The sequence below is a fragment of the Dictyobacter alpinus genome (genome assembly GCF_003967575.1).
Classification (GTDB): Bacteria; Chloroflexota; Ktedonobacteria; order Ktedonobacterales; family Ktedonobacteraceae; genus Dictyobacter; species Dictyobacter alpinus.
In genome coordinates this window covers 240,739-267,674 of record NZ_BIFT01000001.1, presented here as the reverse complement: position 1 = coordinate 267,674, position 26,936 = coordinate 240,739, and the positions used below count along the sequence as shown (strand labels likewise).

Below are 26,936 nucleotides of genomic sequence, written 5' to 3'. Positions count from 1 at the left end.
CACAACACTGGTTTCGAGAGCATCCTTGCGCAGAAAGGGGTTTCTAGGGATTAATCTCCGGCTGGAACTGGTGTTTCTGCACTGGTACTCATACGCTCTGAGGCATCCTGGACGGCGCGCACGATATTCTGATAACCCGTGCAGCGACAGATGTTGCCTTCTAATCCACGACGAATCTCTGTTTCCGTTGGATGAGGATTATTTTTGAGCAGTTGATAAGAGGCCATAATCATGCCTGGAGTGCAGAAACCACACTGAAGTCCATGTTTTTCCCAGAAGCCTTCCTGAATGGGATGAAGTCCACCCTCAGGAGCCAGACCTTCAATCGTCATTACCTCGCCGCCATCTGCTTGAACGGCCAGCACGGTACAGGATTTAATGGCCTCTCCATTGAGCATAACCACGCAGGCACCACATTGTGAGGTGTTACAGCCGATGTGGGTTCCAGTCAGATCCAACACTTCACGTAAATAGTGAACCAGCAACATGCGAGGCTCTACCTCAGTCTGATGTTGTTGTCCGTTGACCGTGACTGTGATTGAACGCTTCGTCGTCATTGATAGTACCTTTACCTCTGCTAATCACGCATCTTTCCGCCTCTGTCGAAAAGGCTCTATACGCGATATTCCTATGCAACTCATGCTACAAAAGATTCTGCTGTACTGTTTTGGTGGGGAATGTGTTGAGTTACTCATACTTTTAGTGTACGCTACTGCTTGAAATCAGCCGGTCTCCTTTCATTTTACAGGAAGAAGGCGAAATCTGTAGCGACCTACAAGTAATAGATAATGGCTGCTAGATTTGCCTTTGTCTATCTTTTTGTAGATAATGCGACACTGATACCGTCCCTATCCCGTTACGACCCTCCTTTGAGACGTCCAGAAAAGGAATTGTATGACGTGAAGAGCGTAGCACACGCAAGGTTAGATTGTCAATGTAAAAAGACGAGAGCGCTTTACCGCCGCTCTCGTCTTTTTCGCTCAACTATTGATGAGACTTCAATTTCTTATAGTTGGGGACTACCAGTAGTATGTGCGATTTTCGCTATTGTTTTAATTTCTCGGTTTTCTGCCAGGTTTGGTTGTCGGATTTACGGTACCTTTGACTTTAACGCCATTAATCACGACAAAAGATTGAGGACGTTTCTCATCCACCGTACAGGTTACATTGCCTGAGGTAAAGGTAGCGGTAATCAATGAGAGCCGATTCAGTGCGGCTGCATGTCCGCGCATAGATAAAGATGCCACAGCCAGCCCATCGCTGGTTGTACTGGCGGGCACAGGTACAAATGAACCATCACCCCAGTGCACATTGAAGGTAACGTTGGCTTGAGGGATGCCCTGAGGATTGCCATCCTTATTTAATGTAAACTTACCGTAAATATTTATGAATCCATTTTCATCAAAAGTGGGTGAAGCGTTGAGTAACCAGACACCACACCATTGAGGTGGTAAGGTAGGGGTAGGGCTGGCCAGAGAGTTTATGTTAATTTTTGTAGTTGGTTCAGGTGTACCAGCCGCACCAGCGGTTGTATCGCTATTAGCTCCACAGGCTACAACCAGTGTGCTGAGTAAAAACAATAATAAGATAGACCCATACTTGAAAGAGAATGAGATGGGAGATACTTTTATGTTAGCTGTAATTGATTTTTGTTGCATAAAGCTGCTATCACCCTCGTCGATTTCACTATACTGGTGCGTAGTATAGCATACCTTGTAGCAAGGGCCGCAAAATTGTGCAGTAACTACCATGAAAGTACTATTGGTATGGAAAAGAAAAACACACGGAGGACTGAGACATGCGCGCTAAATCTCGGTTCTCCGTGTATCAGATATAGAAGATTTTTATTTGACTACAACTGTGAGATTCATTCCACCGTGTATAGTACAATAAAGTTGAAATGTTCCTGCGGTATTAAATGGACCAACCGATATTTTATCGTTACCGGTGAAGGTTGAATTAACATCGGGGGCACCTTGCTCTTTTGTCTCATCAGCTTTTGAACCTTTCCAGGTTCCGTTTTTAATAACGTGGCCTGCTGATACATCGTCAACGAGATCAAGCTTTTGACCTTTCGGTACCTCTACCTGGGTCTGGATAAAGGTTGCTGCACCCATATGCGCGGTCACATTTTTGGGAATAGAGTTTGCATCAATAACTCTACAGGCTGAGAATAAAACGGTCATGAGAGTGAGGGCTAAAAGTCCAAATAGGATCTTTTTATTCATAATGCTCCTTGGAGTCCTCCTTGAGAATTCTGTTCGTCTCCAACAGATGTAATAATGACAAGGATATCCTGTCTGGGGACACTCTTACTATAGCAAAATGTTGTCGATATGGCAAAGCTATCAGCAAGAGTTTCTGGAAAGGTTCGCTATCCTGTTTCTGAATTATACTGATATTTCGTTTGTTTCGTTTACGTTGTGCATTGTGGAAATGACTTGATGCTTTCTGGTACCGCATCTGATCGATGTGGTAATCAAACCTTCTCCTTTTATCTATAGCAAAATATTGCTAATTTGACAAGTGGTATATTTTTTGGCCTTCCAGGCGATCCGAAAAGCCATTGAGTAGGTATATTAATTGCACTCCAGAAATAAAAAGCAAGCAAGAATTTACATCTTCTTGCTTGCTTGAGTAGCGCATACGGGATTCGAACCCGTGATCTCCGCCTTGAGAGGGCGATGTCCTAAACCGCTAGACGAATGCGCCTTGGATAGGCGTGACTTTATGTGTACATTGGCCACGCGACATATAATAACCCGACTTTGGGTTTTTGTCAAGGTTTTTTAATGATCACTAGCAAGCGATAAGATAAACAGCGCTTCAGAAGTGAAGTGTATTGGGTGCGTAATTGTGGCCGCGCACCCAATACACTTTCTGGCGCTCGCGGCACCAGAGATGATATTAGCGTTGCAGATCTACGTGAACGGTTTCACCTTTGTGTTTGAATTGGAATTTCAATCGCTGCCAGTTATCGGGCCAATGCGGTTGCGTGCTATAGCCATCTTCCGTGACGCGTAGGCCAGCAAAGCCAAAGACGACGGCTTGCCAGACGGCACCAGCGCATGCGGCATGGATTCCTTCCGGTGTATTGCCGCGCAGGTTTTCAATATCTACCAGTGCACCCTTCATAAACATCTTATAAGCTTCCTCAGTATGGCCGAGTTCGCTTCCCAGGATGGCATGTAGGGCAGGTGTCAATGAGGAACCATAGTCATGGTCGGTAATTGGGAAGTAGTAATCCCAGTTGACCTTTTTGGTGTCGTAATCAGTTTCTTGACGCAACATAGTCAGCAACATTAATACATCTGCTTGCTTGATGAGCTGATACTTTTGTACCTCATGGATACCCAGGATACCTTGATAGGAATCTTTACGTCCTTTATATTTGCTCTGGTCAAAGGTAGGAAGTTTGAAGAAACCATCAAACTGTTCAAGTAATCCTTTAGCACCTTGTGGTACATAGAGATGTTCCTGCACATCTTGCATGTGTTGTAATCGCTCATCAGTAAGGTGTAATTGTTCTATCAACGCAGTTGCTTTAGATGGTGCAGCAGTTTGAAGCCATTTGAGCGTACTTAGTGCTGTCTGGATATTCCGTTTGGCCATCATATTGGTATGGGCATTATTATTCACATGCTCATGCCATTCATCGGGTCCAATAACATCTGAGATAGTATAGTTGTTGTGCTTCTCGTTCTTTTCCGCCCGGCTATCCCAGAAGAGGGCGGTACTCAGCAGCAGCTCGGCTCCATAATCCCGCATAAATTTATCATCGCCAGTGACCCGCCAGTACTCCCAGGTCGCATAAGCAATACTTGAGGTGATATGCAATTCAATAAAGCCATTGAGGACTGGAATAACCTCACCTGTTTCTGGATGGACAATGGAGGGTGGTGTAGTCTCTTCGCCATTGAGCGTGCTTTCCCAGGGATACTGGGCACCATCATAGCCGTTGCTAGCCGCCTTTTTGCGGGCAGCGGAGAGCAGGTTATAGCGATACAATAACAGGTCACGAGCAATGTCTGGCAACACATAGGTGAAGAAAGGCAACATAAAGATCTCGGTATCGTGGAAAATGTGGCCACGATAGCCAAAGCCAGTCAAACCTTTAGCCGCAATGCTGTAGCGATTATCATGATCAGAGACATTGATGCGCAGTTGATAGATATTATAGCGTATACCTACTTGCGCTTTTTCATCGCCATCAATAATAACGTCTGCCTGTTGCCAATACTGTTCCCAGGCGGCTTTTTGCTGCTCAAATTGATAGTCAAAGATCATGACTTTATGTGGAGAACTAGAATGTGTTTCTGCGGCAGTGCTGAGAATCTTTTGATGATGACTGAGCGCCACACGTAGTGGCTCATCTCCATCGCGCGAAGTATACATGACTACAGATTTTTCCGCGGTAATGGTCGCACCAGGTTGTAATGAACCTGTTAAGCGAATGCTTGGCTCTATATCGCCATCCACAAATTCTTTTTGTACCTGGTCATCGTCTGAATTAAAGCTCATGCTCTGTACCAGGGTCACCTGAGTTTTTTTGGTCTGACTTTGCAGCCAGAGCAAATCTGATGTATGACCCTGATCCGTCGTATTCCAGTGCATGACATCGTAGTTACCACGGGCGGCATTAAAATTGGCCCGCAAAGAAACTTCAACCGGTTGATCTTTTGGTGCTTCATCCAATGTGACGCTGTAGCGTATCATTCCCAGGTGTTCGTCAGCCAGGCTAGCAAAGCGCTCGCTATTAACACGCAAGAGGATTCCTGAGGGGCTTTTCCATTGAACTGTGCGCGTGAGCAGGCCAGTGCTCACATCGAGTATACGTGTGTATGATAACAATTTTCCCTTATCGAGCCGAAAACGTTCGCCATTTACGAACAACTGGATACCGACCCAGTCTGGCGCGTTTGCAAGCTCTTCTTTGGCGATCGGAATTGTATCAAAGACACCAAAGAGCAATGTCGCCGATGATTCATGTGGATACCCTTCTTCAAAGGTACCACGTGTACAGAAGTAGCCATTACCAATAGTAAATACCGTTTCCTGGCTCTGAATCTGTTTGAGATTAGGACTGAGCGACTCCTCGCTTATTTGCCAGAGGTTTCCCACTTCGCATCCTCCATGCTTTTTGTGTTCAAAAGCACAAAAGAGCGCCTGATCAGGCGCTCTATTAATCCGCCAATATATCTTGTAGACGAATATTTTCCATAGTTGGTACCACTTTATTAGCGCGTTTAAAACGCTCTTTGGGTCCAACCCCCAGAGCATACATCCCTGCGGTTTTAATCGCTTCAACACCCGCATCAGCATCCTCCACACCAATGCAATCAATAACTGGCGTTCCTACCAGGCCAGCGGCAAAAACAAAAATATCGGGTGCCGGTTTGCCATTGACGACACTATTGCCATCGGCAATACCGTCAAAGAGATCAATAATTTGTAAACGTTCCAATACTGTACGACAATTCTTACTGGCCGATGCCACCGCACTTTTCAGCCCGGCCTGACGAATCTCCTGTAATAATTCTCGACCACCCGGTACAACTTCACTGGGACTCATCTGCTCAATGAGTTTATTATAGTAGTCGTTTTTGCGCTTCATCATCTCCTGAATTTGATCTTCGCTATAGTTTCGGCCACGAATAATATACATCAAAGAATCGCGTCGGCCCACACCACGCAAGTGAGCATCGTTTTCCTCTTTTGTTAAAGGAATGCCCTCTTCATCCGCCAATTGTTTCCAGGCTCGATAATGATATTCAGACGTATCAGTGAGAACCCCATCCAGATCGAATAAGATCGCTTTTGCCTTTGGCATACATGTTTCCTCTCGTGTTAAAAACGTAAAGTGGCCACAACTAGCCTTTTTGTTATAGCCCCTAGTTTATAAACGATGATCTTGCGTAAATGTTGACAAGATAGCACTTAAAAAAGGCATAAATTTTATCTGTATTAAGATATTAGTATACGCTAGATGTGTTAAATTACATAGAACAATAATGGAACTATTTTCTGGTCCTTTTTTTGAGGGGACAATTTGCAGATGTGATTAGAAAGTCAAGGCATTGCTACGTTTATGCAGGGCTTTTTCATGTTCCTTTTTGGCGCCTGCGGCGCCGGGTTGGGGGTGTGGAGTGTGTGTGGTGCGCGGCGGCCGCCGCGCACCACACACACTCCACACCTGAAATAATGTACATCCGATTGCTTGCTAGTGATCTCCTATGCGAACATTAAAAAGCCCTGACGTTTATGTAAGTAAGGAGATATTTCATCGGACGGGAGACTAACGTGCCGCGAGCGTTATGATGAAACGAGCATTTTTCCTATGAAAACAACTTGAACTGAAAAAAGTGCTTGGGTCGTATAGTATTAAGAAGATGTCTGCTTGAGTTCACTGGGACGTTTCTCAACACCATCCGAAAGGCTGAGGATTTCTATGAATACACCTGTACAGATTGGCTTACCGCAATTATTCTTGTTTTTAATCGCTGTAATTGCTATTGCTCTCCTGATTTCATCGCTTATGGGCCTGCTGAGCGGCCGCCGCGAATTGGAATTATTTGAAGATGAAGATGGCCGGCAATACCGTCGCTGGCGTAAACATCGCCGTGAACTGCGCTGGAAGCGTGGTCTTGGTGGTGTCGTGATGTTAATACTGGCTCTCTTTTTGCTCTGGCTTACATTCTCTATTCAAAGTTACCTGGGTTTAACCAATGATATTAAAGTTGCTCAGGTGCAAGCGCAGACCTTTGAAAATGATCCCCAACATATGAGTGTTAGGTTAACCATGCTGGATGATAAAGGGAACCAGATTTCAAATAAAGTCTACAGCATGAACGGTGATCGCTGGCAACTGGAATGCACCATGGTGAAGTTTCCGTCCTGGATGAATATCTTTGGGATCCATTCCAGTTACAAACTTACGCGCCTGGAAGGTACCTACAGCGATCCAAATCTAGAAAGTACCTCCAAACACACGGTAGTGACGCTGAATGGTGGTGATGGCGACTTTTTTAAATCGGTTTATAAGCAGGCCTGGTCATCGCCATTTGTTGATGCTGCCTATGGCAATGCTGTTTTTCAACCAGCAGATACCCACACATATGATGTCTACGTTTCGCAAACCGGCCTGTATGCTAAACCTGCTGGCAAATAAGAGTAGGGTACTAACTTTATCATTGTGCTTTTTTCTACATAAATAATGATAAAAGGCATCTAGATAGAAAGAAAGAGCAGTAATCCAGCTAATGCATTAGCTGGATTACTGCTCTTTCTTCTGGCTAATGTTAGGGGGTAGCCCGGCGCATGAACAGATCCACGATACCCAGGACTGCGGGTATCTGTGCGCAGGTGGCGAGCAGGAAACTCATGAGTGTTTCCATGCGCGGTTTTTCCATGATATTGTAGATGTAATTGCCGAGCCAGGCTCCAAAGAGCATGGTCACAGCGGCAGGAAGTGCCAGCAGAAGCATCCAGGGGCTATTATGCCAGATGAAGAAGGTACAGATACCAAAGATGAATCCACTTATGAGCAGGATACGGTTCTCCTTAAAACTACTCTGGCGCAATAAGGTATAGACAAGCGCAGCCACAAAGAGCGGTATTGGTATCCAGAGTGATGGTTCTCGAGGAATGATTTTGAGAATGTCCGTGATTTTATGCGCGCCTGCATAGTGCAAGAAGTAGAGTGTATACCAGTCACGACCCATAAGCAGCAATGACCACAGTAGTGGCGCCAGCAGGAAGACCCGCTTGCGCGCATCCAGGCGGCGTAGCATAATGATGGCCGCGCCAGCAAAGAATGTCGCGATGGGAATGAACAGCACATGAGTCTGACGCGTCAGGCCAAATTGTTCATAGATGCGATACATATGCTGGGCGGATGGTTCTGTACGCACAATAGGAATATTCTTTAAGGCATCAACCAGATGTGGGGAATACATCAAGTAAAACGGTCCCAGTACCGCGGGACAAAGAAATTCTAGAATTAAGAGCGCCATCACCAGATTCGTAAGCCAGTTTGTTGGTCGATAGGTGCGAAAAGCCAGGCGTGCGGCGATAAAGCCAAGAATAATTGTCAACCATGACCAACCCAGCATGCAATGAGGAACAGACCATTGCGTTTCATCCAGACCATAAGTTGAATGCCAGAAGTTATCGAACATAATAGTAATGCTTAGCGCAACCAGTCCGCCACCCAGCACGACCAGTGATCCAGCGATTTCAAAAGGCAAAAACGGGACGCGCACAGATGGTCCATACCAGGTACGCAGTTTTGGTGTGAAGGCAATAAATGCTACCAGGGCTGCGGTTAAAGATGTCATCACAAACACAAAGAAATGTGGTGGAGACCAGAAAGTATCAAAGCGTACAGTCGCATGCCAGACACGATCCCACAGTTTGCCCGCTCCTGTTGAAGCAAAGAAAATGAAGAACGTTATCCATAAGAGTCGGTAGGCCCAGGCCTGGCCTGCGGGTGCTGCGGATGTATCCTGTTGTCGCCCCTTTTTTTTCGTAGACCGATTATCTTGTCCTTTATCTTCCGACAAACTTTCGGATGGCGAAAAATTGGCAGCGGGCAACTCTGCCATTGGCGTCGTGTGCTGCATATGACTACCTGCTTTCTCTATTCCAGACAAGTTTTTGCTGTGTGCGATAACGCGAGTGTATATGATTGGCATGTCTGAGTATGATAATACAAAGAATTTGTATAAGTGTATTTGAACAAGATGACGGCTGTCCATCATAGGTTGCTGAAACCAGTGGGACCGGGTGAGGAAGGAAAAAGGTTCGATCCTCTTCCTTCCTCTATAAATCCCATTGCTTAAGCTGGCTTATTTGTACGAAGAGAACGTCAGTGTTTCTGATTACTATTATCGGCATGCCTGAGTAGCGCATGTATGTTGACAAGGATGATAATAGCAATCCCTCAAGCATATTTTCAGCATGGGTGCTAAGGATTCTGTGCTCGGAAGTAGACGGCTGACCCATAGCCTTCATAGACCATGCGGAAATCAGATGGTGGGAAAGTAAAGCGCCCCAATTTCGTCACACCTCCCTGATAGCCACCATTATCTGTGACCAACCAGATGCGATTATGTGCGGCCAGCACATCCTGGAAGTCCTTTGGATTGAACAGTGGATGACTGCCAGAAGTAGTTTCAATGATCTTTTTATCTTGCTCAATCAAGAAGAGTGCCCGGTCAATTGAGAAGTAGTAATCAGCCTGACCAACATAGTAGAGGACAGAAACGGCAGGCGCAATCGTGATAACCGTATCACCTTTCTGTAAATGCTTGTGCATATAGTCTGAAACATTGTCATAGTCGGCAAAGTGATGGCGATAACTCAGTCCCAGAGCGCGACTCACAAACAGGTTATAGTTGCTCAATGGTAGTGCCGGGAAGACAAGCACACTAAAGGATAGTATTGCTACCATTGTCCCTAGAAGAATACGTACTGGTAGTGAGACAGCCTGGTGTCGTCCGTCTAGTAGATGTTTGTCCAGTGCCAGATGTGGTCGAGCAAAGTGCCACAGGAGATCCAGAACATTCCAGAAGGCATAGGCTCCTAGCATGTAGTATATGGGGAGTAATGGATAGTAATAACGATCCGCTTGCATGGTAAATACCATGATCAGTGTGGTACTGGCAATAACGAGAAACAAGGCGCAGAAGCGTGGGCGCCGATCTTTATGCACAAAAGCCAGCACGATACCCAGTACTGTCAGCGATGAGTTAATAATGAGCCAGGGCTGTGTGAGTAGCCATGGAGCCGCATTATCTTTAATCGCAATTTGCTTGAAAAGTAGTGAGAAGTAATAGGGTATATTATCAAATCCTGGTTGTATTTGTGGACGCCGACTCTGATCTGTCGCAAAGGTAGCGGGATGGGTCCAGAAAACGGCCAGCAATTGAATAATAATCAAGGCGCAGGCAGTCAGGGCAGGTATCCACCAGTGCTTCTTGCGCAGGATGTAGGGAATACCATAAGGGGCTTCGCGCGTCGCTAACAAGGTACATAACAGCGCTGCGGGTAGAATAATAAAGTTTTCCTCATGGCTCAAGTAGGCCAGTACCAGACAGGTCAGCGCCAGGTAGACCGGGCGTTTTTTCTCACGCTGCTCGATTGCGCGATAAAGCATATAGATTACAATGATAACCATAAACTGAGCCTGTTCATACATACGTGTCTGTCGAGACCAGTTTAAGGCATACGGTGAGAAGGCCAGCATGGCTGCTGCTAACCAGGCAATTTTTCGATTAAACATGCGCTGGGTAACTATATAGAGTATTGGAATGCTTAGCAGATACTCTATCAAGCTGATCATGCGTGGTACTGTGCGTCCTGTTGTACCGAAAATGAACATGAAGCCTGCCAACAGGTACGAGAAAAGTTCTCCCTTTGGATAAATGAAGCCAGACGGAAATGCTGGAAAGCCGTGTGCCATGATATTGCGAGCAGCATTATAACTTGACAGTTCATCCTGCCAGAATGGCTCATAATCAATGCTGTAGCAGACCATCGGAATAATCGGCAGCATAATCAAAATGAGACCCCAGTTCAAGCGTAACCAGGCAATGAGACGTTGCCGCCAGGGCCCCGCTTGTATTGTACTTGCTGCCTCCGTCTCAGCCAGCAAGCCCTGGAGATTGTCATCTGGAACGGCTGCTTGTGGAAGATCAACAAAGAGCGTATTTCGCTGCTGCCAGTAGCGTGCGTGGAGCCAGAGTCCAATGGCACTCGCAGCCAGCAGGACGAGTAAAATGCATCCCCACCATGCCGTATATGGGAACGGCTGTGGCAAGAGTGGTTCGCGTGCCAATACCACCAGTAGCCCTTCCAGTGCCAGAGCAGGTAAGAATACCAGGCTAGCTGCTTCAAGGGCTGCTCTACGAGATCGATAGTAACGTGGTAGCACTAGCAGTGCCAGTAAGAGCCAGAGAGCCAGTACAGCGACACTGCTATAAATGATGACCTCTACCACCCGCATTGGTGGTAGAGAGACCACATTACGCGGTGTGCTGTTATCTGGCACGTAATAAGACATACTGGCGCCCGGTCTTCCGATGGGGCTGGGATCTGCCCAGCGTAAGGTTTCACCACCCCCTTGGGTCCAATGATCGACCGCCTGTGATGATGCATGCCATTTTGCATCTTGCTGTGCCAGATTTGTTACCGTATTACCTGTTTGGGTCAGTACATCGATCGCCATCGCGCTTTTGAGCGCATCCAATCCTACCTTCGCTGTACTATTTCCAGGAGCCAGTACGTGGATTGCCAGGACATTGGTACCCCTATGAAGATAGGGAGTAATATCATAAACACCTGTAATTAGTCCTGTACGATAGACAACCGGTATACCATCTGCCTCATCCAGGATAGTTGTGAGTGTTTGTTGTGGGACGGGAGGTTGACCATTCCATTGCATATATTGGTGGTCATTAATAAAAACATTTGCCTGTCCGGTCGCAACCAGCCGTAGTAAGACACTGCCTGCTTGTTGTGGTATCTCAAGTTGGCGGACAAAGTACCCCTCCTGTCCGCCTTTCACACTAAGCCAATGAGAAGGTAGTGGATGGGTATAGACGATTGGATTTACCGTAAGGAGCGCATCCGCATATTGTGGTCGATCAACCAGGCGTGCTGTTTGCCAGAGCGTGGTATCAAATGGAGCCAGTGTCCAGCTATAGGGTTTAGGGGCGCCACGTGCATGGGCCAGTACCGTTTGTCCTGTCGCCTGCCAGGAGGCATCGCTTTTGATATAGCGGGTTTGACTGCCCCAGTTCAGACCGATCAAGGCGCGAAGTTGCGGATGTTTTTGATCGGCGTCCACTACACGTACACTAAACGCATTAATACCAGCTTGCAGCACAGAATCCAGATCAAACATATAGGTACGTGGCGTCTCGCCATGATCAAAATCCTGTATATTATCCCCGATAAAAATGCCATTAGCAAACAGACGAAAAACCTGATTGGCCGTGATCATTACATAGGCGTTATCTGGAATAGTATTGAAGTTAGTGTTATAGCGATAATAAGACACAGGTGCGCTGGTATCGACAGCCTCAATCCAACGTGCCCCCTGCCATTGAGGAACATATGTCGTCTGTTGTGGGATTAGCGTATATTGGAAGGCGAACCAACTTGCACCTGTACATGCAAGCAATAGACATAACCACAAAGAGAAGCTTGCCAGACGATGCCTGACCTTTTGTATGGCCAGTGTTTCAAGCTTCCTTTGTGATATATCTCCGCTAGAAATCTTTGAGGAAATGACACTCATAGACTTTCTCCATGTCATGCTATTACAAAGCAATCGTGAACGCTACTCATGCGCGGCAGGAGCTTCCAGCATTGGTTATCGCATCCCTGACATATGCTGGCGAGCAGTATTGTTGCGATAGGCCGGATCTAAATTTTGTGCTTTATACAGATACTCGCGCGCATTACTGATATCCCCCGAATCAAATCTGCTCATAGCGATATAGGTATAAGCGGCGGATTGCATTTCAGGGCTGGAAATGATATTCAGAACCATACGCATATGAGCTTCGCATCCAGAATAATCATGTAGATCATAGAGAATGCGTCCGATAGTAAAATGCGCATAAAAATTGGTATCATCAATTTTTAATAGTTCGGTCAGCCAGGGTAAAGCTGGTTCATTACTCACCAAACTATTCTTAGGTATGCTCCTAAGTGGGCGACTGAGCTCAGCCATTTGTATCAATGACAGGCTAACTTCATCGCGTAACCAGGGCGTATGAGCATATGTGTTCCAGCTATTTTGTAAGGCCTGATAGGCGCTATAAACATCATTCTGGCTACGGTAGTAATCACCCAGATACACAGCACTTTCAGCATTTGGCTGTTGTGGGTGTAGAAAGTACCAGGCCTTCCCGCGTGCAATGTGGTATTCCAGTGATTGCTCAAACGAAGGATTCAGTGTTCGGGCATGATCAAGCCAGTTGAGGGCATTGGTATACTCGCCCACATTCAAAAAGTGGTCAGCCTGAGCCTGACAGGCCAGAGCGGCAGGCGCGCGACCAAAGATGATCAGTCCAAGTAGGACAGCGACACCTAGCAGCCAGTTGCGACGGCGACGTTCTGAGCGTAGGGTTGGAAACGCCAGTGGCAGCAGGCGTATGCGCATCGGAAGGAAAACCTTTGCCGTAAAAAGTATGGCCATACTAATCAGCGGTACAAACCAACCAGGACTTAATTGGTTTGTCAGCATTGCCAGGCGACCAGCAATATGGGATTCATGCAAGGTAAATGGCAAAATTGGCGTGAATTCCGGTGTGGCTTGATACCCCAGATGGGTACGAGCCAGTTCCAACTGAATCTGTTGCCGCGTCACATCTGCTACCGTTACCATATCCGCGCAAAGAAACTGAAAAAGGAACAGCACCATTGGCACCAGACACAACAAGCCTGCTTGTATATAGTTTTGTGTTAGTGAGACGCGTGGCGCTGCCAGCAGGTAGGTTGGATCTGCGCTATTTTGTGCCCGCAGTACCAGCCATGTCTGGCGAGTTACATAGAAAATGTAGAGGGCACAGCAAGCGCAAATCAATCCATAGTTGAACATACCCGAACGCAACTGCCAGCCGAGGTCGACCGGCAGTTGCCATGCTATCAGGCGTGTTCCCGAGGGGTTGGTGAACCAGGGAAGCACGCTAGCGATCAACATGCTAACGCCAGCGGCCCCTGGTATAATGACCCGGTATGGCGCCCAGCAGCGCCGGGCAGACCAGGGTCGTCGTTGCGAGGTAACCATGTGCTTCTTCCCCTCATTTCCAGCCTTAGTGTTCAACAGAGTTAACGGTGATAGCCTGTCCGTGATGGAGACGGTTCAGTGGTAGCACCACAATCTGATCATTAGGATTCAGTCCACTATCAACATAGAAAACATCCGGTGCGGAACCAGCCACATGCACTTGTCTGAGGAAAGCATGGCCGTTCTGAACCAGGAAGACCGATGATTCGTGATCAGGATTGAGTACTGCGATACGAGGAACGATAAAGGCGGTCTGCTTGCCTTCTAAACGCACATATGTACTCATGCCTGGTAGGAGAAGTTGCCGATTATTTGGGACAGTCACATCAACCTGAAAGGTATCCGTTTGCGCATTAGCCTGCGGTATAATGCCCGTGACTTTTCCCTCAAGAGTCACATCTGGCAAAGCGGAAGGGGTAATATGGGCGGCCGCACCCAACTGGATTTGTTGTAGATTAGCCAGCGGAATCTGGGTATGTACAACGACTGAGGATTGATCCATCAGGGTCATTAATATGGCATTCGCGGCAAAAACCTCACCTGGACTGATCAAGACCGTGATCACTGTTCCATCTACTGGTGAGATCAACGTACCGCTATGGAGGGTTGGATTATTGGTTTGAGCGAGCAGGGCGTGATAACGGTTGTTGGCGACTTGATAGGCCTGTTGGGCCTGCGCTATGGTAACGGGATTAATGGCTGTCGCTGTAACTGAATTCAGATACACCTGGGCAGCAGTGACGTCATTGGCCGCCTGTTGTATCTGCGCATTAAGTTGTGATGGATCCAGCTTAAGCAGTGCCTGATTGCGCTTAATATGATCGCCTGGTTTCACCAATACATCCATAATGCGTTCCGCCAATGGAAATTGAACATTGAAGCTTTGTTTCGCATCTACCAGGCCACCACCACCCACATTTTGGGTTACCTGTTGCTGCCGTCCTACATTAAACACGGTCACCTGTTGTACCGCCAGAAGCGAGTACCATAAGGTATAAAGGATAATAGCGATCAGGGCCACTACTGCAATCAGGGCTGTAATGCTCAAGGTTCGTATACGCCTGGGCTGTTGTTGAAACTGTTGCGCTGCATTTGTGATAGTGACCTTTGAACGACGGAGTAATAAGGGCAGCGAGCGTTGTACTTTTATGGCTGCTTTTTTTATTTCTGGTTCGGTATTTTTATTTATCAATGCAGACGTATACTGGTCCTTCGTATTGTTCAGCTGCTCTTTCCCTTGTTTTGGCAGGGGCTTTGAGACTGCTTCAGAAGGATCTGTATATTCGGGTAAAACTTGAGACCGTCTTTCGTCCATAGTAAACCTCTCCATAGCTGAATATGCCCATGAGTAGCTAGCATCATGAGCTCCAACCTGCCGCCGCTACACTGCTGCAAACGGAACGTGTCAACCTGATTTCATACAGTAATCATAGGGCTAAGCTGTACGTCTTATACGATTATGCATTCAAGGTGCTGGTTTGCCTGCGATCTTCTTTTCCCTCATCAACAGGTACATTATTCCTCCGATAACGGCAAAGAAGATGCCCTGTGTATCTGTCAGCAACACTAACGCTGTTGCGCTTGATGGATCAACATGTAAGCTGGTAAGAATAGCGATAAAAGTACTTTCGCGTAAGCCATAGCCATTAATCGTCGTAGGTAGCACTGAGACCAGCGAGACCATCGGAATGATTATCAGGAAAAAAGGAAGCGGGATATGGATATGCAAGATCATCGCGAATGCATAATAATTGAGTGCCGCGCTAAGATGAAAAAGCACTCCAAAGATCGTCGCCGCACATAGTGCCTGTGGATGTCTGAGGCTTTCCCGTAGTGTCATACCGATTTCGAGCAAGGACGTGACAATGCGGTATCTGGCCCAATTTCCTTTGAGAAACTTTGGTAGCAACGTAACCGCAAAGAAGACACAGAACAGAGCGCTACACATAGCCAGACTGGCAAGACCATAAGTGATAACTACCCATTGCGGAAAGGCTATATGCCAGATGATCAAACTAGGAACCGAGACAATGATCATCCCAATAAAACCAGTCACGCGGCTCATAACTACGGCACTAATTGAGCCGCTGGGATTGCGTCCTTCTCTGCCTACATAATAGGCCTTGACTACATCACCCCCCATACCAGTAGGTAAAAAATGATTGAAGGCAATGCCGACAAGGTAGAGATTGATCAGCCTTTTAAGATCGATAGTAATGCCTTCACCTTCCAACAGACTTTGCCATTGATAAGAGCTAAGCATGACACCGATCAGACCAATAATCACTCCTATTACTACTCCTCCATCGTCAAGATGCTCTAATTTCTGTAGGACGCTCGACCAGGAAAATGACTTGAAAAGAAAGGCTAGTAGCAGAACCGTACAGCTAAGCCGGAGCGCAAACTTAATACGTGCAATATAAGGTTTGCGAGGGCGAATGGGAGGCAACAACTCTGTTGTCTCTCCATCTGACTCAGGCACAGTATTCTCCTGGGACGGATCTCTTTTCTGTGGCCGTAATATGCTCATTACACCTCCACATTTTCTATTAAGAGGAGCAAGCCAACTGGCTCCCTCGGTAGTGGCTTGCTCTCGGAGAACAAGTGCGAACTAAGCAGATTGAGCTAGATGATAGAGTGAGCGAGTATAATCAAACTCCTCGGCCAATCCTTGTGCGAGTGAGATCACGGGAGCATAGTCGAGAAATTGTTGAGCTCGCCGTGTATCGGCAAAGGTATGGCGTACATCTCCATGCTGTTTTTGTTCAAATGCTACCTTGATGTTGTTACCACTAACCTCGGCCAGAATAGCGATCACACTCCTCAACGTGACGCGTGAGCCGCCAGCAATATTCATAATTTGACCAACCGCAGTCTCTGAGGTCGCGGCGCGAATGTTTGCCTCGACGATATCCGAGATGAATGTGAAGTCGCGAGTCTGATATCCATCATCGTAAATGTGGATAGGCTCATGCTGCAAGATGGCTTTACAAAATTTGTGGAAGGCCATATCCGGCCTCTGGCGTGGACCATAGACCGTGAAGTAACGTAGTGAGACCGTTGGGACATCGAAGTTATGATGATAGAGGGTACAGAGATTCTCGGCCGCTAATTTAGTTACCCCATAGGGCGAGAAAGGGCGTAGCCGCGTATCTTCCTCAATCGGAAAGATCGTTGCATCTCCATAGACTGATGAAGAAGATGCATAGATCAGGCGTTTGATGGTTCCGACGCGTAACGCAGTTTCCAGCAGGCGTTGTGTTGCCAGCACATTGCACTCAGTATAGCGTGCAAACTCACTACCCCAACTGGCCCTGACTCCGGCTTGTGCCGCCTGATGGAAGACCCAATCTACGCCATCGAGTAGTGCTTCCAGAGGAAGGTTGATCAGATTACCTTCAATAAATGTAAATGTACGCCATGAACGCGGGCCGTCCAAATTTTTTTCCTTAATCGAGCGATCATAATAGTCAATGAAGGCATCAACACCACAGACTTCATGTCCATCAGCTAGTAAGCGTTCAGCCAGATGGGAACCAACGAAGCCGGCGGCACCCGTAACTAAACAGCGCATGATGTTCTCCTTGATAGTCGGTAGCAGTATATCTGTTTCTACTTTACGCAGCCATTTCTAATACATCAGCAGAAAATTCCTCCTGGACATACGTGCTCTTTTTAAGAAACACCCGCCAACTATAGTGTTCTTCTGCAAACAGTCGTCCGTTTTCACCCAGAGCCTTTGCCCATTCTGGATCGCGTAGTAGTGTGATCGCTCCTTCCGCCAACCCATCGGCTGTTGGTGGTACCAGTAGCGCTGTCTCCGACGAGAGAACCTGGGTTTGTGAATAAATTTCCGTCGCCAGAATTGGTTTGCCTGAATGCAGGTAGGTATATAATTTCAATGGCGTATTGGTCCCTTTACTGCGCGGACTCAACAGAATATCCGCAAGGGCCATATATTTTGGCATTTCATCCAGTGGTCTCTGGCCGATAAAGCGGACCGCATCCTGGATGCCAAGCTCTTTTGCCATGGCGTGTAGCCGCTCAATCTGAGCTGTCTGGCCGCCGACCAGAATATAATTGACATCTGGAAAGGCTTTATAGACAGCCGGGATACTGTGAATTAACAGATCAATGCCTTGATAACTTTCCATGGTGCCCGTGTAGAGCAAGACCGGACCAGAGCCCAGTTCAAGTTCTTGACGAGCCTGTAAAATCTCCTCCTGTGTGGGGGCGGGCAAATTTTCATCTACTGCCGAGTTTTCAATCATATGGATTGGAGTCTTCTCGGTCATACTGCGTGCGGTTCCTTCGATATCGGGGCAAATGGCAATGACTCCATGAGCCTTGCGCACAATCAGTTTTTGCACCATTTCAACGCAACGAATAAGAAAGGGGTTTTTTGTGAATTCCGAGCTCACAATTTGTTGTGATAGATCTGAATGCATATAGTAGAGATGTTTGCGCCCAAAGATACCGCTTAAGATAATCCCCATTGCACCGGCTTCTTCATGCGTGTGCATACAATCATATCGTTCGATGCATAAGCGCCATAGAGCAAGGAAGAAGACCAGCAGATCCAGGGGAAACTTGGCCATAGAGGGCCCAACCTTCACCTGATGAATACCAGGAATGGTTGGAATACGAAAAATGCGTAGGCCAGGCAATTCTACTGGCTTCCCAATATGATAGGTGACCAGATCAACTGTATGACCCATGCATAAGAGCGCCTTAATATGATGATAGATGGCAAATGGTGCCCCTCGCTCTTCCATAAATGGTTGAGGGGCAATCATTAAGATTTTCATCGCGTTTCCTTTCGTATGCATTGACTGCTGGATCGCCTATACTATTGGGCCTTGTTTGGACTGATAAATGTGGATGTATGCCATCTTTTTTAGAAATTTACACCTGATCAGCGCAAGCGGCTAATGACTGGATGCATTCTCTTTTTCCACATGCTCCTGGATATCCAATGGTTTTGATGATTGAAGATCATCATTTGGTAGGTGTCGCACAGGGTTTGATACCGGCGATAATTGCTTAACAACATAGGTTTGTTTGTTTTGTGACTCATAGTAGGTGCGAATGAGCAATTCAGCCAGCAGACCGGAGAGGATACTGAGCAGGCCGAAGCCAGAAAGGAGGAGTGAGATAGGAAACAGAGGCGTACGCTGTCGGCGTGAACGGACAGGGAAAAGATTGCGTAACAGACTAAACACTCCCGTACCCAGACCTAATCCTATGGATGCGAGACCGGGAATGCCAAAGGCGTAGAGTGGCTTGGTACCAAAGCTACCCAGAAACTTTAATGTGATAAGGTCCAGGACAACGCGTACCGTACGTGATATACCATATTTGGATTTTCCAAATTGCCGCGCATGGTGATTAACCTCTAACTCAGTGATACGCGCTCCATAGAGGGCGGCATATGCGGGTATAAAGCGATGCATCTCGCCATAGAGGCGTACATGGCGTAGCATCTCATAGCGATAAGCCTTCAGCGTGCAGCCATAATCATGAAGATGGACACCGGTAACGTTGGAAATGAGTTTATTAGCCAGTTGGGAAGGAATTTTCCGACTTAATTTTGCATCCTGACGATTTTTGCGCCAGCCACTAACGACATCATAACCCTCTTCGATCTTTTCCAGCAGGAGTGGAATATCGATAGGATCATTTTGCAAGTCACCATCCATAAAGACAATAATCCGGCCCTGACTATGGGCCAGACCTGCGGCCATTGCTGCTGTCTGACCAAAGTTGCGTTGAAAACGGATTATCCGCACATGAGCATCTGTTTCAATCAGCCGATTTAACTGCTGAAATGTCTGGTCGCTACTACCATCATCAACATAGATCACCTCATACGAAAAAGATTGCTGGGCCAGTACCGCGTGCACACGTTTATGTAAATGTGAAATGCTTTCTTCCTCGTTATAAACGGGGATAATGACGGACAAGTACTTGGAACGTATGTCGTTGTTTTTTCTCACAATTATCTCCTTCGTACACTCTTCCCCAAAAAGAGCATGAACATCAATCTTTATGTATATGGATCTCTATACATGACACAATCGACATCTCAACAACGATACTTTAGATGAGTGTTGGGGAGTGCCTGTTGCGATGCCACGAAGTCAGATATCAAGTATCAGAGGTTGGAGACAATGGTTGGAAGCACTGCTCCAGCGTGTTCATGGATAACGACGTCAGCGAGCGTATCCAGGCTGGTAGGTGTAAGGTTGATAATAATGAGGGGCACATTGCGTTGTAGTGCTAACCGAGGTAGGATCGAGGCAGGGGTAACTTTGAGTGATGAGCCGATGACCAGGAACAGATCACAAGTATTGGCCAGAGCTTTTGCACGGTTAAGTTCAGCTTCTGGTATGCGTTGGCCAAAGAGGATAGTGGCGGCTTTTAAATAACCTCCACAGAGAGTACAGCGCGGATCATGTTCACCTTCCTCTACCCGCTGTTGCAGTTCAGCTATAGAGGAACGGTTACCGCAATGGGTACAAGCTGCAAAGCGCGAAGTCCCATGCAATTCCACGATGCGTTCAGGTTGGTGACCCGCATCATGGTGCAGTCCATCAAAGTTTTGTGTAATCAATCCCAGCAAGCGTTGTTGCTGCTCTAATCTTGCGAGAGCTTGATGCGCGGCATTTGGCCGTGCCTGTGACACCTGCTGGGCAAGCTGCCTGCGTGTCTGCCAATACTGTCTGCGTGCTACGGGATTGCTGATAAACTCGCGATAGCTAACTGGAGGCTGGCGTTGCCAGATGGAATCAGGACTACGAAAGTCCGGGATGCCTGATTCAGTACTGATGCCCGCGCCTGTAAGGACCACAATCTGTCGTGAGTATTGTAGCAATTCAATTGTATCTTGAATTTGTTCTGCTAAACTTAACATAGATCCTGATAAGATATACAAATATGCGTAGAAAAAGTACCTCTACAGACTATAACGCCTGTCTGATCCTTTGGCAAGCACAAGTATTCGATCAGCAGGGCTTTTTAATTTTCCTCTTCCTGGCGCCTACGGCGCCGGAGTCTGGTGTGGTGTGTGTTCTGTGGGCGGCCACGGCCGCCCACAGAACACACACCACACCAGAAATACTCTGTATATGATTTGCCTGACAGTTACTCCCGGCTGAAAATTAAAAAGCCCTGTTCGATCAGGCGGGTGGCTGTCTATCAAGGAGTAACATTACCATTAATACTTAATAGTGGTTTGCCAAAGTAAATTTGTGCAGTACTCTTGTTTCCCACCTGGATCAGGATACGACTGTAAGGTCCGGTATATTTTTCTGCTTGCCTGGTGGTAAATGTATCGGCTGGCGTGAAATTGATTGGTTCCCAGGTTTTAGACTGCCAGTTATACAATCTGGCTTGAATGTTGCCATTATGGATTGATGAGCCCGAACCGGGGCCAGAAGGATGCTTGATGAGGTCTGGCACGGTAATGGTCAAGCTTTTAATCGCAAGCCGTTTTGTCCCTGGCAGTGCTATTTCAAATTTGAGACTGCCAGTTGAGAGCGTATAGGCGCCAGGTAGGATGGCACCCGCGTCATAGCTGGCAATATCAATGATCGTTCCTGTAATACTATCTTGCGGAATGGTGATCGCACCTGAGTACTCCATCGAGAGTGGCATCTGCAGGAAACTTGTATGTTGCCCTTGAGGTGTTTGTTGATTGACCGTTGATGCAGACACCGCAGTTAATGGGTCATCCGACCAGGCAATCAATGTTGCCTGCGCACCGGGGATGAGTAATGGATCGTAGTCATTCTTGAGATTGGGATCAGGTATCTGCCCACCAGTGACATAAATGGTACTCTTGCTAGTGATTGCGTGAGTCAGGCACGATCCTTCACAGGCCACGTAGTTGGAGCCTATGCCACTAAGTGCCGATAAGAGCGCCATATGCTGTTGTTGATTGGTTTGGGGCTGCTTTTTCTGTTGATAAGGAAAGTATTGACCTGGCAAGCCTGTTTGCCTGCCAATCTGGTCCGCCAACGTTTGCTCTGAAACGGGCATGATATTTTTAAGTAAGACATCAAATGTACGGGTCTGACCTACTGCTAAATGTCCCAGGGGAATAAACGTATGCGGGAAAAGTACATATGCATCGCTGAGCGGAGTTGGCAAATTATTGTGGACGGTACCCAGAACATGGTTGTTTTGTAAGGTGAGATGTCCTGACAGTTTTCCTTGCAGGGTCAGATCTTGTTCTGAAATTATAGGATCAATGGACCACAATTTATCATTATATAATTTGAGATCGGTATTGTGTGGATTATACGTCACCGTGGTTGGCGTACTCTCCATGGACGTCTGGTTATCAGGATTACTCGCATTACGATTCAGATATTGACCATCGATGGGTTCGGCCAGACTGGCCTCTGGAAGTTGCAGATTCATATCACCCTGACCTGGGACCAGAACACCCATATATGTTGTCGCATGGGCCGCCGTTCCATTTTGATTGATCTGAATGAGTGAAACGCTGTTATTTGTTACCGCTCGTATTTTTATGGAGGCGGCCACACCATAAGATAGCAGTGAGAAGACCAGGATACCGCAGAGAACGATACGCCAGCTTTGCAGACGTGCCTGTGGATGTTTACGCAGATACCATAGACGTACAGGACCCAGGAATAGTAAATATCCTATTATGAGGCCGATCAATTCTAAACTGAGTGGTGATATAGTTGGCGCCAAAAAATTGATCAGACCACCGCGCGTGAGAATTTGTCCGGGTCCACCATCATAGCTTTGGGCGCCACTTGAGATCAACAGATGATCACCCATTACACGCTGTAATAACATTTGCCAGATTCCTGAAGAGGTTCCCCAATTATTGAGTGGCGGTGCGGCCAGATCAAAAGCGAGATAACAGATAATACCAGCGCCCTGGTGTCCCTGCACAAGGAGTGGCATATTTGTGGTGCCGAAAACTGTTTGGATCGAAGAAAAAGCACTTTGCTCATGAATAGTTGCGGTACTGATGGTAGGTGGAACCGGCGGAATATCGGTAGCGGCTGGAGCAATAGTATTGCCATTAAAAGAAAGCAGATGGGTTTGTGCGGGTAGCACATTTAGTCCTTGCATGGTAACAGGCAACAGGCTCTCTGGTAGAGGTCCCAGTGTACGTTGCCAGTTAAGTCCTCCCACCTCAATGAGAATACCTCCACGATTTACCCAGGTTTCGAGTATTGTCAACTGTTGGGCGCTCAAGGTATTGGTGGCAAAATTATCTAAAATAAGGACATCGAAATTTTCCATAGCGGTTTCCAGCGTCGGCAGTGTTCGTGTATCTAATCTTGAAACGTTAAGCGAGCCAGACTGATTGATAAGTGTAAGTTTTGCCAGTTGCGGTTCGAGCGCCTCATTGTCTGAAAGAACGCCAACGAGGGTATCGCCGGGTTGTACCTCATAGCCCTGTCGACTGGATTGGGTGCTGATAGTTTGTCCCAGACTGTTACTCAGGGTAGCCAAAAAACCACGAGTGAGCAGATTGCCTGTATAATGTGGAGCATAGACTGTTAAGCGTTTCTCCGCCCCTTGTGCTAATGTCACAGGTTGCTCAAAACTCCACGGCGAGATCGTATCAATATGTTGTTGGCGAATGGATCCTGAAAACGTACGTACGGAGATCTTGCCATCAAAAGCAGGACCGTTATTATCAATAGTCACGCGTACCGGTGTCCAATAACCTGAACGGTAAGTATTCTCAAAGCCCGCCTCAATCGTGATGGTTGGATTAATGCCACTGGCTGCGGTTTGAGGTGTGGAAGGAGGAAGTGCCAGATGATAAATGACCAGAATAAGCAAGGCCAGAGTGCAGATGCCTATACTATAGATGATCTTTTTGCGTCCAGATGTTGGGAGCCAGCTGTTGTGGCTAGTACGCATACTAAATGGCCCTTTCCCACTGCTTCAAGACATCATTACGTGTGACAATAAGCGTCTTTCTGTAAGCTTTCCGTGTTTACTCATCGTGAGAAAAATACGAAAGCAGGTATCCATGGTAAGGACCATCATCAGCTAATGATGGGATATACTATGAAACTTTATGAATATTCTTGAGACAAAATGGTATAGATGCTACGCGTATTACAATAGTAAATTTTTGGTTCGCTTTTGTCCAGTACCAGATAGAGAAAAGAGGAGAATGAATGACAAATCCATTTCAGAATTTTTATCGTTATCAGCAGCGTCGGCTTGGTATTTTGCTTGGTTGGGGTCTGGTAAATATGCTCATCGGTGCCAGTTTACAAGGCACATCATCTTCATTCTGGAAACAGTTTGGCTTGCAAGCATGTACCTGGGGAGCCATTGACACCGTCTTGGCCATATTTGGTATCCGAAGCGCCCGGCGCAAAGAACAGGATTTTCAGCAGGCAAAAATCGAAAAAAGGTCCGAGCAAAAAGAAATTAACTGGCTACATCGCATTCTGGTCATAAATGTGGGGCTAGATGTTTTGTATATTCTCAGTGGAGCCTGGGTACTAGGGCGCTTTACAGAGCAGCAAGATCGTCAGGGTCTGGGCTGGGGCGTTCTCATACAAGGACTCTGGCTGTTCCTTTTTGATGGTTTTCTGGTGGGTGAAATTCGGCGGCATTGGTTGCAGAGACCATAAGGCTTTCCTGCTATACTTCAGGTTGCGCCAGACGCATGCGATATTTGATATCGTAGTTGATAATAAAGGCTAATTCGTTGGCGCTCAAGCCATAATGCTGGGCCAGAAGCATATCAATGCGATCGATAATCGCTTTTGATTTGCGAGCGTAAACAGTATAGCTACCAGTCTGGCCGCGTTTAAGATGTCTGGCATAACGACAGTAATCATCCATCAACTGCTGATTCAAATCCTGCAATTGTTGGATGATTGATGATTGTGTGGGATAGTTAAAGCGGAAGCCAAAAAGCATATAATCTTTCAAATTAAAAGTATCAAAGGTTACCGTATAATACCACCAGAAAAGTGAACTATTAAATAAGGCTACAAACACGTCACGGTCATAATTCTGCTGGAAGAAACATTGTTTATTTGAAGTTGTTTCATAGGGCCAGGGAAAATTGACAAAGACTTTCCAATACAGTCCACCCGCAGTGCGATAAAACATAGTATTTGCATTAGGTATGCGTGAAACATAGTTACTGACGGGCTGGTGCAGCAATAATTTTTTCAGGATCTCATCCTCAACCGGATGACTGAATTTGGGATAATAGTGCAGATTGAGTGGATCGGGTGGGGCAGTAATCGCGTGATAAATGAGCCGAGAGAAAAGCAAAGGGCGCTGTTCCTGTGCCCATTTTATGAGACGAGTGCTATAGCGTTGTACTGAACCCTCTGGTTTAGCCAGATAGATAGCAGTAGGGATGCTGGCGACCTTGCCACCAGAGAAGAGCATGGATGGGCGAAAATGATAAAAAGAGAGCCAGCTAACAGGAAACCAACGTAGAAATGCGCTCAGAAATGGCTGCATATTTCTGGTGGCAAAAGCAGCTAATGGTAAGATCATACCATGGCGTCCATGCGCCGAAAGCAACTGGTGGCTGCGCTCAACAACGCAGGTATACAGGTTGGCGCAGCATCTGGTGACGAAGTGTTTAAGCGCATAAGGGAAGGTCTGTTCACTATACTCTACATAGGGGGGATTGCCAATAATAACGTTAAAGCCCCCCTGTGATAGTATATTTTGAAAAGAGTACTGCCACTGTGCTTGTGGTGGAATGGTCGCTTGATATATAGCTGGAGAAGCAGGCATCGTAATATCTTGTAGCTCTATCAGGGTGTTGCCCACGAGAATGTGTTGCTCAATGTCAGGTAGTGGTTCTATATCTTCGACCTGCTCGATCAGGGCCAAAAGCTTTAAATAGAGATGGAGCTTACATATCTCTATTGCTTCTTCCATAATATCAATGCCATAAAGATTGCAAGTAATAATTGTCTTCAGCACATTATAGCGGCGAGATCTCTGACTGGTATATATAGTTGACACAATTATATTGATTTTCTCTAATTGATCCAGGCAGGCTTCATATAAAGGTAACAATACACGTAGAGCTGCCAACAAAAAGGCACCGGAACCACAGGTAGGATCCAGAATACTCAATTGGGTCAAATGGTGATAGCATGCAAGGAGTATCTGAGGATCATTCAAAGACTGTAGTGCATCTACCGCAAAACGATTTATCTCCAGGTTAGAGGAGATCAGTGCGTCAATGGCGGTGACCTGTCCAGTCTCTAATGAGGTCAGTAATTTCTGGATAGCTTGTTGACGTTGTTCATACTCGTGTGGCGTTTCATCTGGCAGATAGTTCTGTTCCAGTAAGATAGCAGAGATATAGCGTTCAGGCTGCTGTTGAAGAAGTGACCAGATTGGACCCGCAGGCCCAAACATGGCAGGGTATAAGTGTGTCATGTGATCAAAGAAGGCAGGAATAATAGTATTACTGGCGATATATGTCGTTACATCCTCACGCGTATAATAAGCGCCCATCTGCTGTTGATTGATATACTGTTCAAAAATATAGCCCAGCACGTCAGGTGTGAGTAAACTTTTTTCCTGTCCCGCTGGTTCATCAACGTGCCAGCGATACAGATCAAAAAAGGTAAAGAGCCGTTCAAAAGCGCTATCAGGGATTGTAATGGAGTGATAGTGTTCTTCAACCTTACGTAACGCAAAGAGACTCCCCCCTAGATATGGAACCTGTCCGAGCCGCGCAACTATTTCCGGTGTATGGACGGGGCTGTCAAGTCCTTGATGAAAGAGTGGCCAGAGGAATGAAGCGTAAAATGTATCAGGGCCAGCACGCTGGCGGGTCGCTTGCAACTGATGAGAGAGATAAAGCAAATCGTGATTCAGGAAGCCCTGTTTTTGCAAGAAATAGAGAAACATCAAGCGATTAAGGAGAAGGGAAGCCAATTGCTCTTGTTCGATGATAGATATACGAGAATCAGGACATGAAAAACAGCGTTGGAAGGTTGAGCGCTCTACTTTAAAGCGTGCATAGAAAAGCTTAATAACCTGTTCAATATGTTGAAATGCTGAATAGTGTCCAGATTTAAGCACTCTACACCCCATCCTATTTCTTGATATTTTTGTTATACATCATATGTCCTCG

The 26,936-nt window shown here is 46.6% G+C and carries 18 protein-coding genes and 1 tRNA gene; 2 read left to right on the top strand and 17 right to left on the bottom strand.

Annotated features, from left to right (window positions below):
- Nucleotides 1–50: 50 nt before the first annotated feature.
- The 6 genes from EL633_RS01050 to pgmB all read right to left on the bottom strand — a co-directional run bounded on the left by EL633_RS01050 (nt 51) and on the right by pgmB (nt 5,830).
- Entirely contained in the window at nt 51–557 is a 507-nt protein-coding gene (locus EL633_RS01050) for a (2Fe-2S)-binding protein (RefSeq protein ID WP_126625417.1), read from the bottom strand.
- Nucleotides 558–1,052: 495 nt separating this feature from the next.
- The gene (locus tag EL633_RS01045) at nt 1,053–1,658 is read right to left on the bottom strand and encodes a hypothetical protein (protein ID WP_126625416.1); all 606 of its coding nucleotides are present in this window, start codon (nt 1,656–1,658) and stop codon (nt 1,053–1,055) included.
- Between the two features lie 186 nt (nt 1,659–1,844).
- A complete protein-coding gene (locus EL633_RS01040) occupies nt 1,845–2,228 on the bottom strand; it encodes a cupredoxin domain-containing protein (RefSeq protein ID WP_126625415.1) in 384 nt (127 codons plus the stop codon).
- Between the two features lie 410 nt (nt 2,229–2,638).
- Nucleotides 2,639–2,712 (bottom strand) — tRNA-Glu (locus EL633_RS01035).
- 195 nt (nt 2,713–2,907) lie between these two features.
- Entirely contained in the window at nt 2,908–5,121 is a 2,214-nt protein-coding gene (locus tag EL633_RS01030; RefSeq protein ID WP_161981848.1) for a glycoside hydrolase family 65 protein, read from the bottom strand.
- 61 nt (nt 5,122–5,182) lie between these two features.
- On the bottom strand, nt 5,183–5,830 hold the full coding sequence (pgmB, locus tag EL633_RS01025; protein WP_126625413.1) for a beta-phosphoglucomutase: 648 nt from the start codon (nt 5,828–5,830) through the stop codon (nt 5,183–5,185).
- A 618-nt stretch (nt 5,831–6,448) separates the two neighbouring features.
- Between pgmB and EL633_RS01020 the strand changes: the two genes are divergently transcribed.
- Nucleotides 6,449–7,168: a hypothetical protein gene (locus EL633_RS01020; protein WP_126625412.1), complete on the top strand. Its 720-nt coding sequence runs from the start codon at nt 6,449–6,451 to the stop codon at nt 7,166–7,168.
- Nucleotides 7,169–7,298: 130 nt separating this feature from the next.
- On the opposite strand, the gene EL633_RS01015 is transcribed toward EL633_RS01020, so the two are convergent.
- From EL633_RS01015 to EL633_RS00970, 10 genes are all read right to left on the bottom strand, one after another.
- The gene (locus EL633_RS01015; RefSeq protein ID WP_126625411.1) at nt 7,299–8,621 is read right to left on the bottom strand and encodes a hypothetical protein; all 1,323 of its coding nucleotides are present in this window, start codon (nt 8,619–8,621) and stop codon (nt 7,299–7,301) included.
- Nucleotides 8,622–8,965: 344 nt separating this feature from the next.
- The gene (locus EL633_RS01010; RefSeq protein ID WP_161981847.1) at nt 8,966–12,301 is read right to left on the bottom strand and encodes a glycosyltransferase family 39 protein; all 3,336 of its coding nucleotides are present in this window, start codon (nt 12,299–12,301) and stop codon (nt 8,966–8,968) included.
- 75 nt (nt 12,302–12,376) lie between these two features.
- Nucleotides 12,377–13,798 carry a tetratricopeptide repeat protein gene (locus tag EL633_RS01005; RefSeq protein ID WP_126625409.1) on the bottom strand — a complete coding sequence of 474 codons (1,422 nt, stop codon included), beginning with the start codon at nt 13,796–13,798 and terminating at the stop codon, nt 12,377–12,379.
- Nucleotides 13,799–13,823: 25 nt separating this feature from the next.
- The gene (locus EL633_RS01000) at nt 13,824–15,113 is read right to left on the bottom strand and encodes an efflux RND transporter periplasmic adaptor subunit (protein WP_161981846.1); all 1,290 of its coding nucleotides are present in this window, start codon (nt 15,111–15,113) and stop codon (nt 13,824–13,826) included.
- Nucleotides 15,114–15,263: 150 nt separating this feature from the next.
- Complete coding sequence (locus EL633_RS00995; RefSeq protein ID WP_126625407.1) at nt 15,264–16,328, bottom strand: lysylphosphatidylglycerol synthase transmembrane domain-containing protein; 1,065 nt, start codon at nt 16,326–16,328, stop codon at nt 15,264–15,266.
- An 81-nt stretch (nt 16,329–16,409) separates the two neighbouring features.
- The gene (locus EL633_RS00990) at nt 16,410–17,375 is read right to left on the bottom strand and encodes an NAD-dependent epimerase/dehydratase family protein (RefSeq protein ID WP_126625406.1); all 966 of its coding nucleotides are present in this window, start codon (nt 17,373–17,375) and stop codon (nt 16,410–16,412) included.
- Nucleotides 17,376–17,415: 40 nt separating this feature from the next.
- Nucleotides 17,416–18,606 (bottom strand): glycosyltransferase family 4 protein, encoded by a 1,191-nt coding sequence (locus EL633_RS00985; RefSeq protein WP_161981845.1) that lies wholly within the window; start codon nt 18,604–18,606, stop codon nt 17,416–17,418.
- A 120-nt stretch (nt 18,607–18,726) separates the two neighbouring features.
- Nucleotides 18,727–19,794, bottom strand: a complete 1,068-nt coding sequence (locus tag EL633_RS00980; protein WP_218027395.1) for a glycosyltransferase family 2 protein — start codon at nt 19,792–19,794, stop codon at nt 18,727–18,729.
- Nucleotides 19,795–19,952: 158 nt separating this feature from the next.
- Entirely contained in the window at nt 19,953–20,711 is a 759-nt protein-coding gene (locus EL633_RS00975) for an SIR2 family NAD-dependent protein deacylase (RefSeq protein WP_126625404.1), read from the bottom strand.
- A gap of 284 nt (nt 20,712–20,995) precedes the next feature.
- A complete protein-coding gene (locus tag EL633_RS00970; RefSeq protein WP_126625403.1) occupies nt 20,996–23,716 on the bottom strand; it encodes a DUF8815 domain-containing protein in 2,721 nt (906 codons plus the stop codon).
- A 263-nt stretch (nt 23,717–23,979) separates the two neighbouring features.
- On the opposite strand from EL633_RS00970, the gene EL633_RS00965 reads away from it, so the two are divergent.
- Nucleotides 23,980–24,444 carry a DUF6992 family protein gene (locus tag EL633_RS00965; RefSeq protein WP_126625402.1) on the top strand — a complete coding sequence of 155 codons (465 nt, stop codon included), beginning with the start codon at nt 23,980–23,982 and terminating at the stop codon, nt 24,442–24,444.
- 10 nt (nt 24,445–24,454) lie between these two features.
- Here EL633_RS00965 and EL633_RS00960 read toward each other — a convergent pair whose 3' ends face one another.
- Nucleotides 24,455–26,884, bottom strand: a complete 2,430-nt coding sequence (locus EL633_RS00960; RefSeq protein ID WP_161981844.1) for an Eco57I restriction-modification methylase domain-containing protein — start codon at nt 26,882–26,884, stop codon at nt 24,455–24,457.
- Nucleotides 26,885–26,936 lie beyond the last annotated feature (52 nt).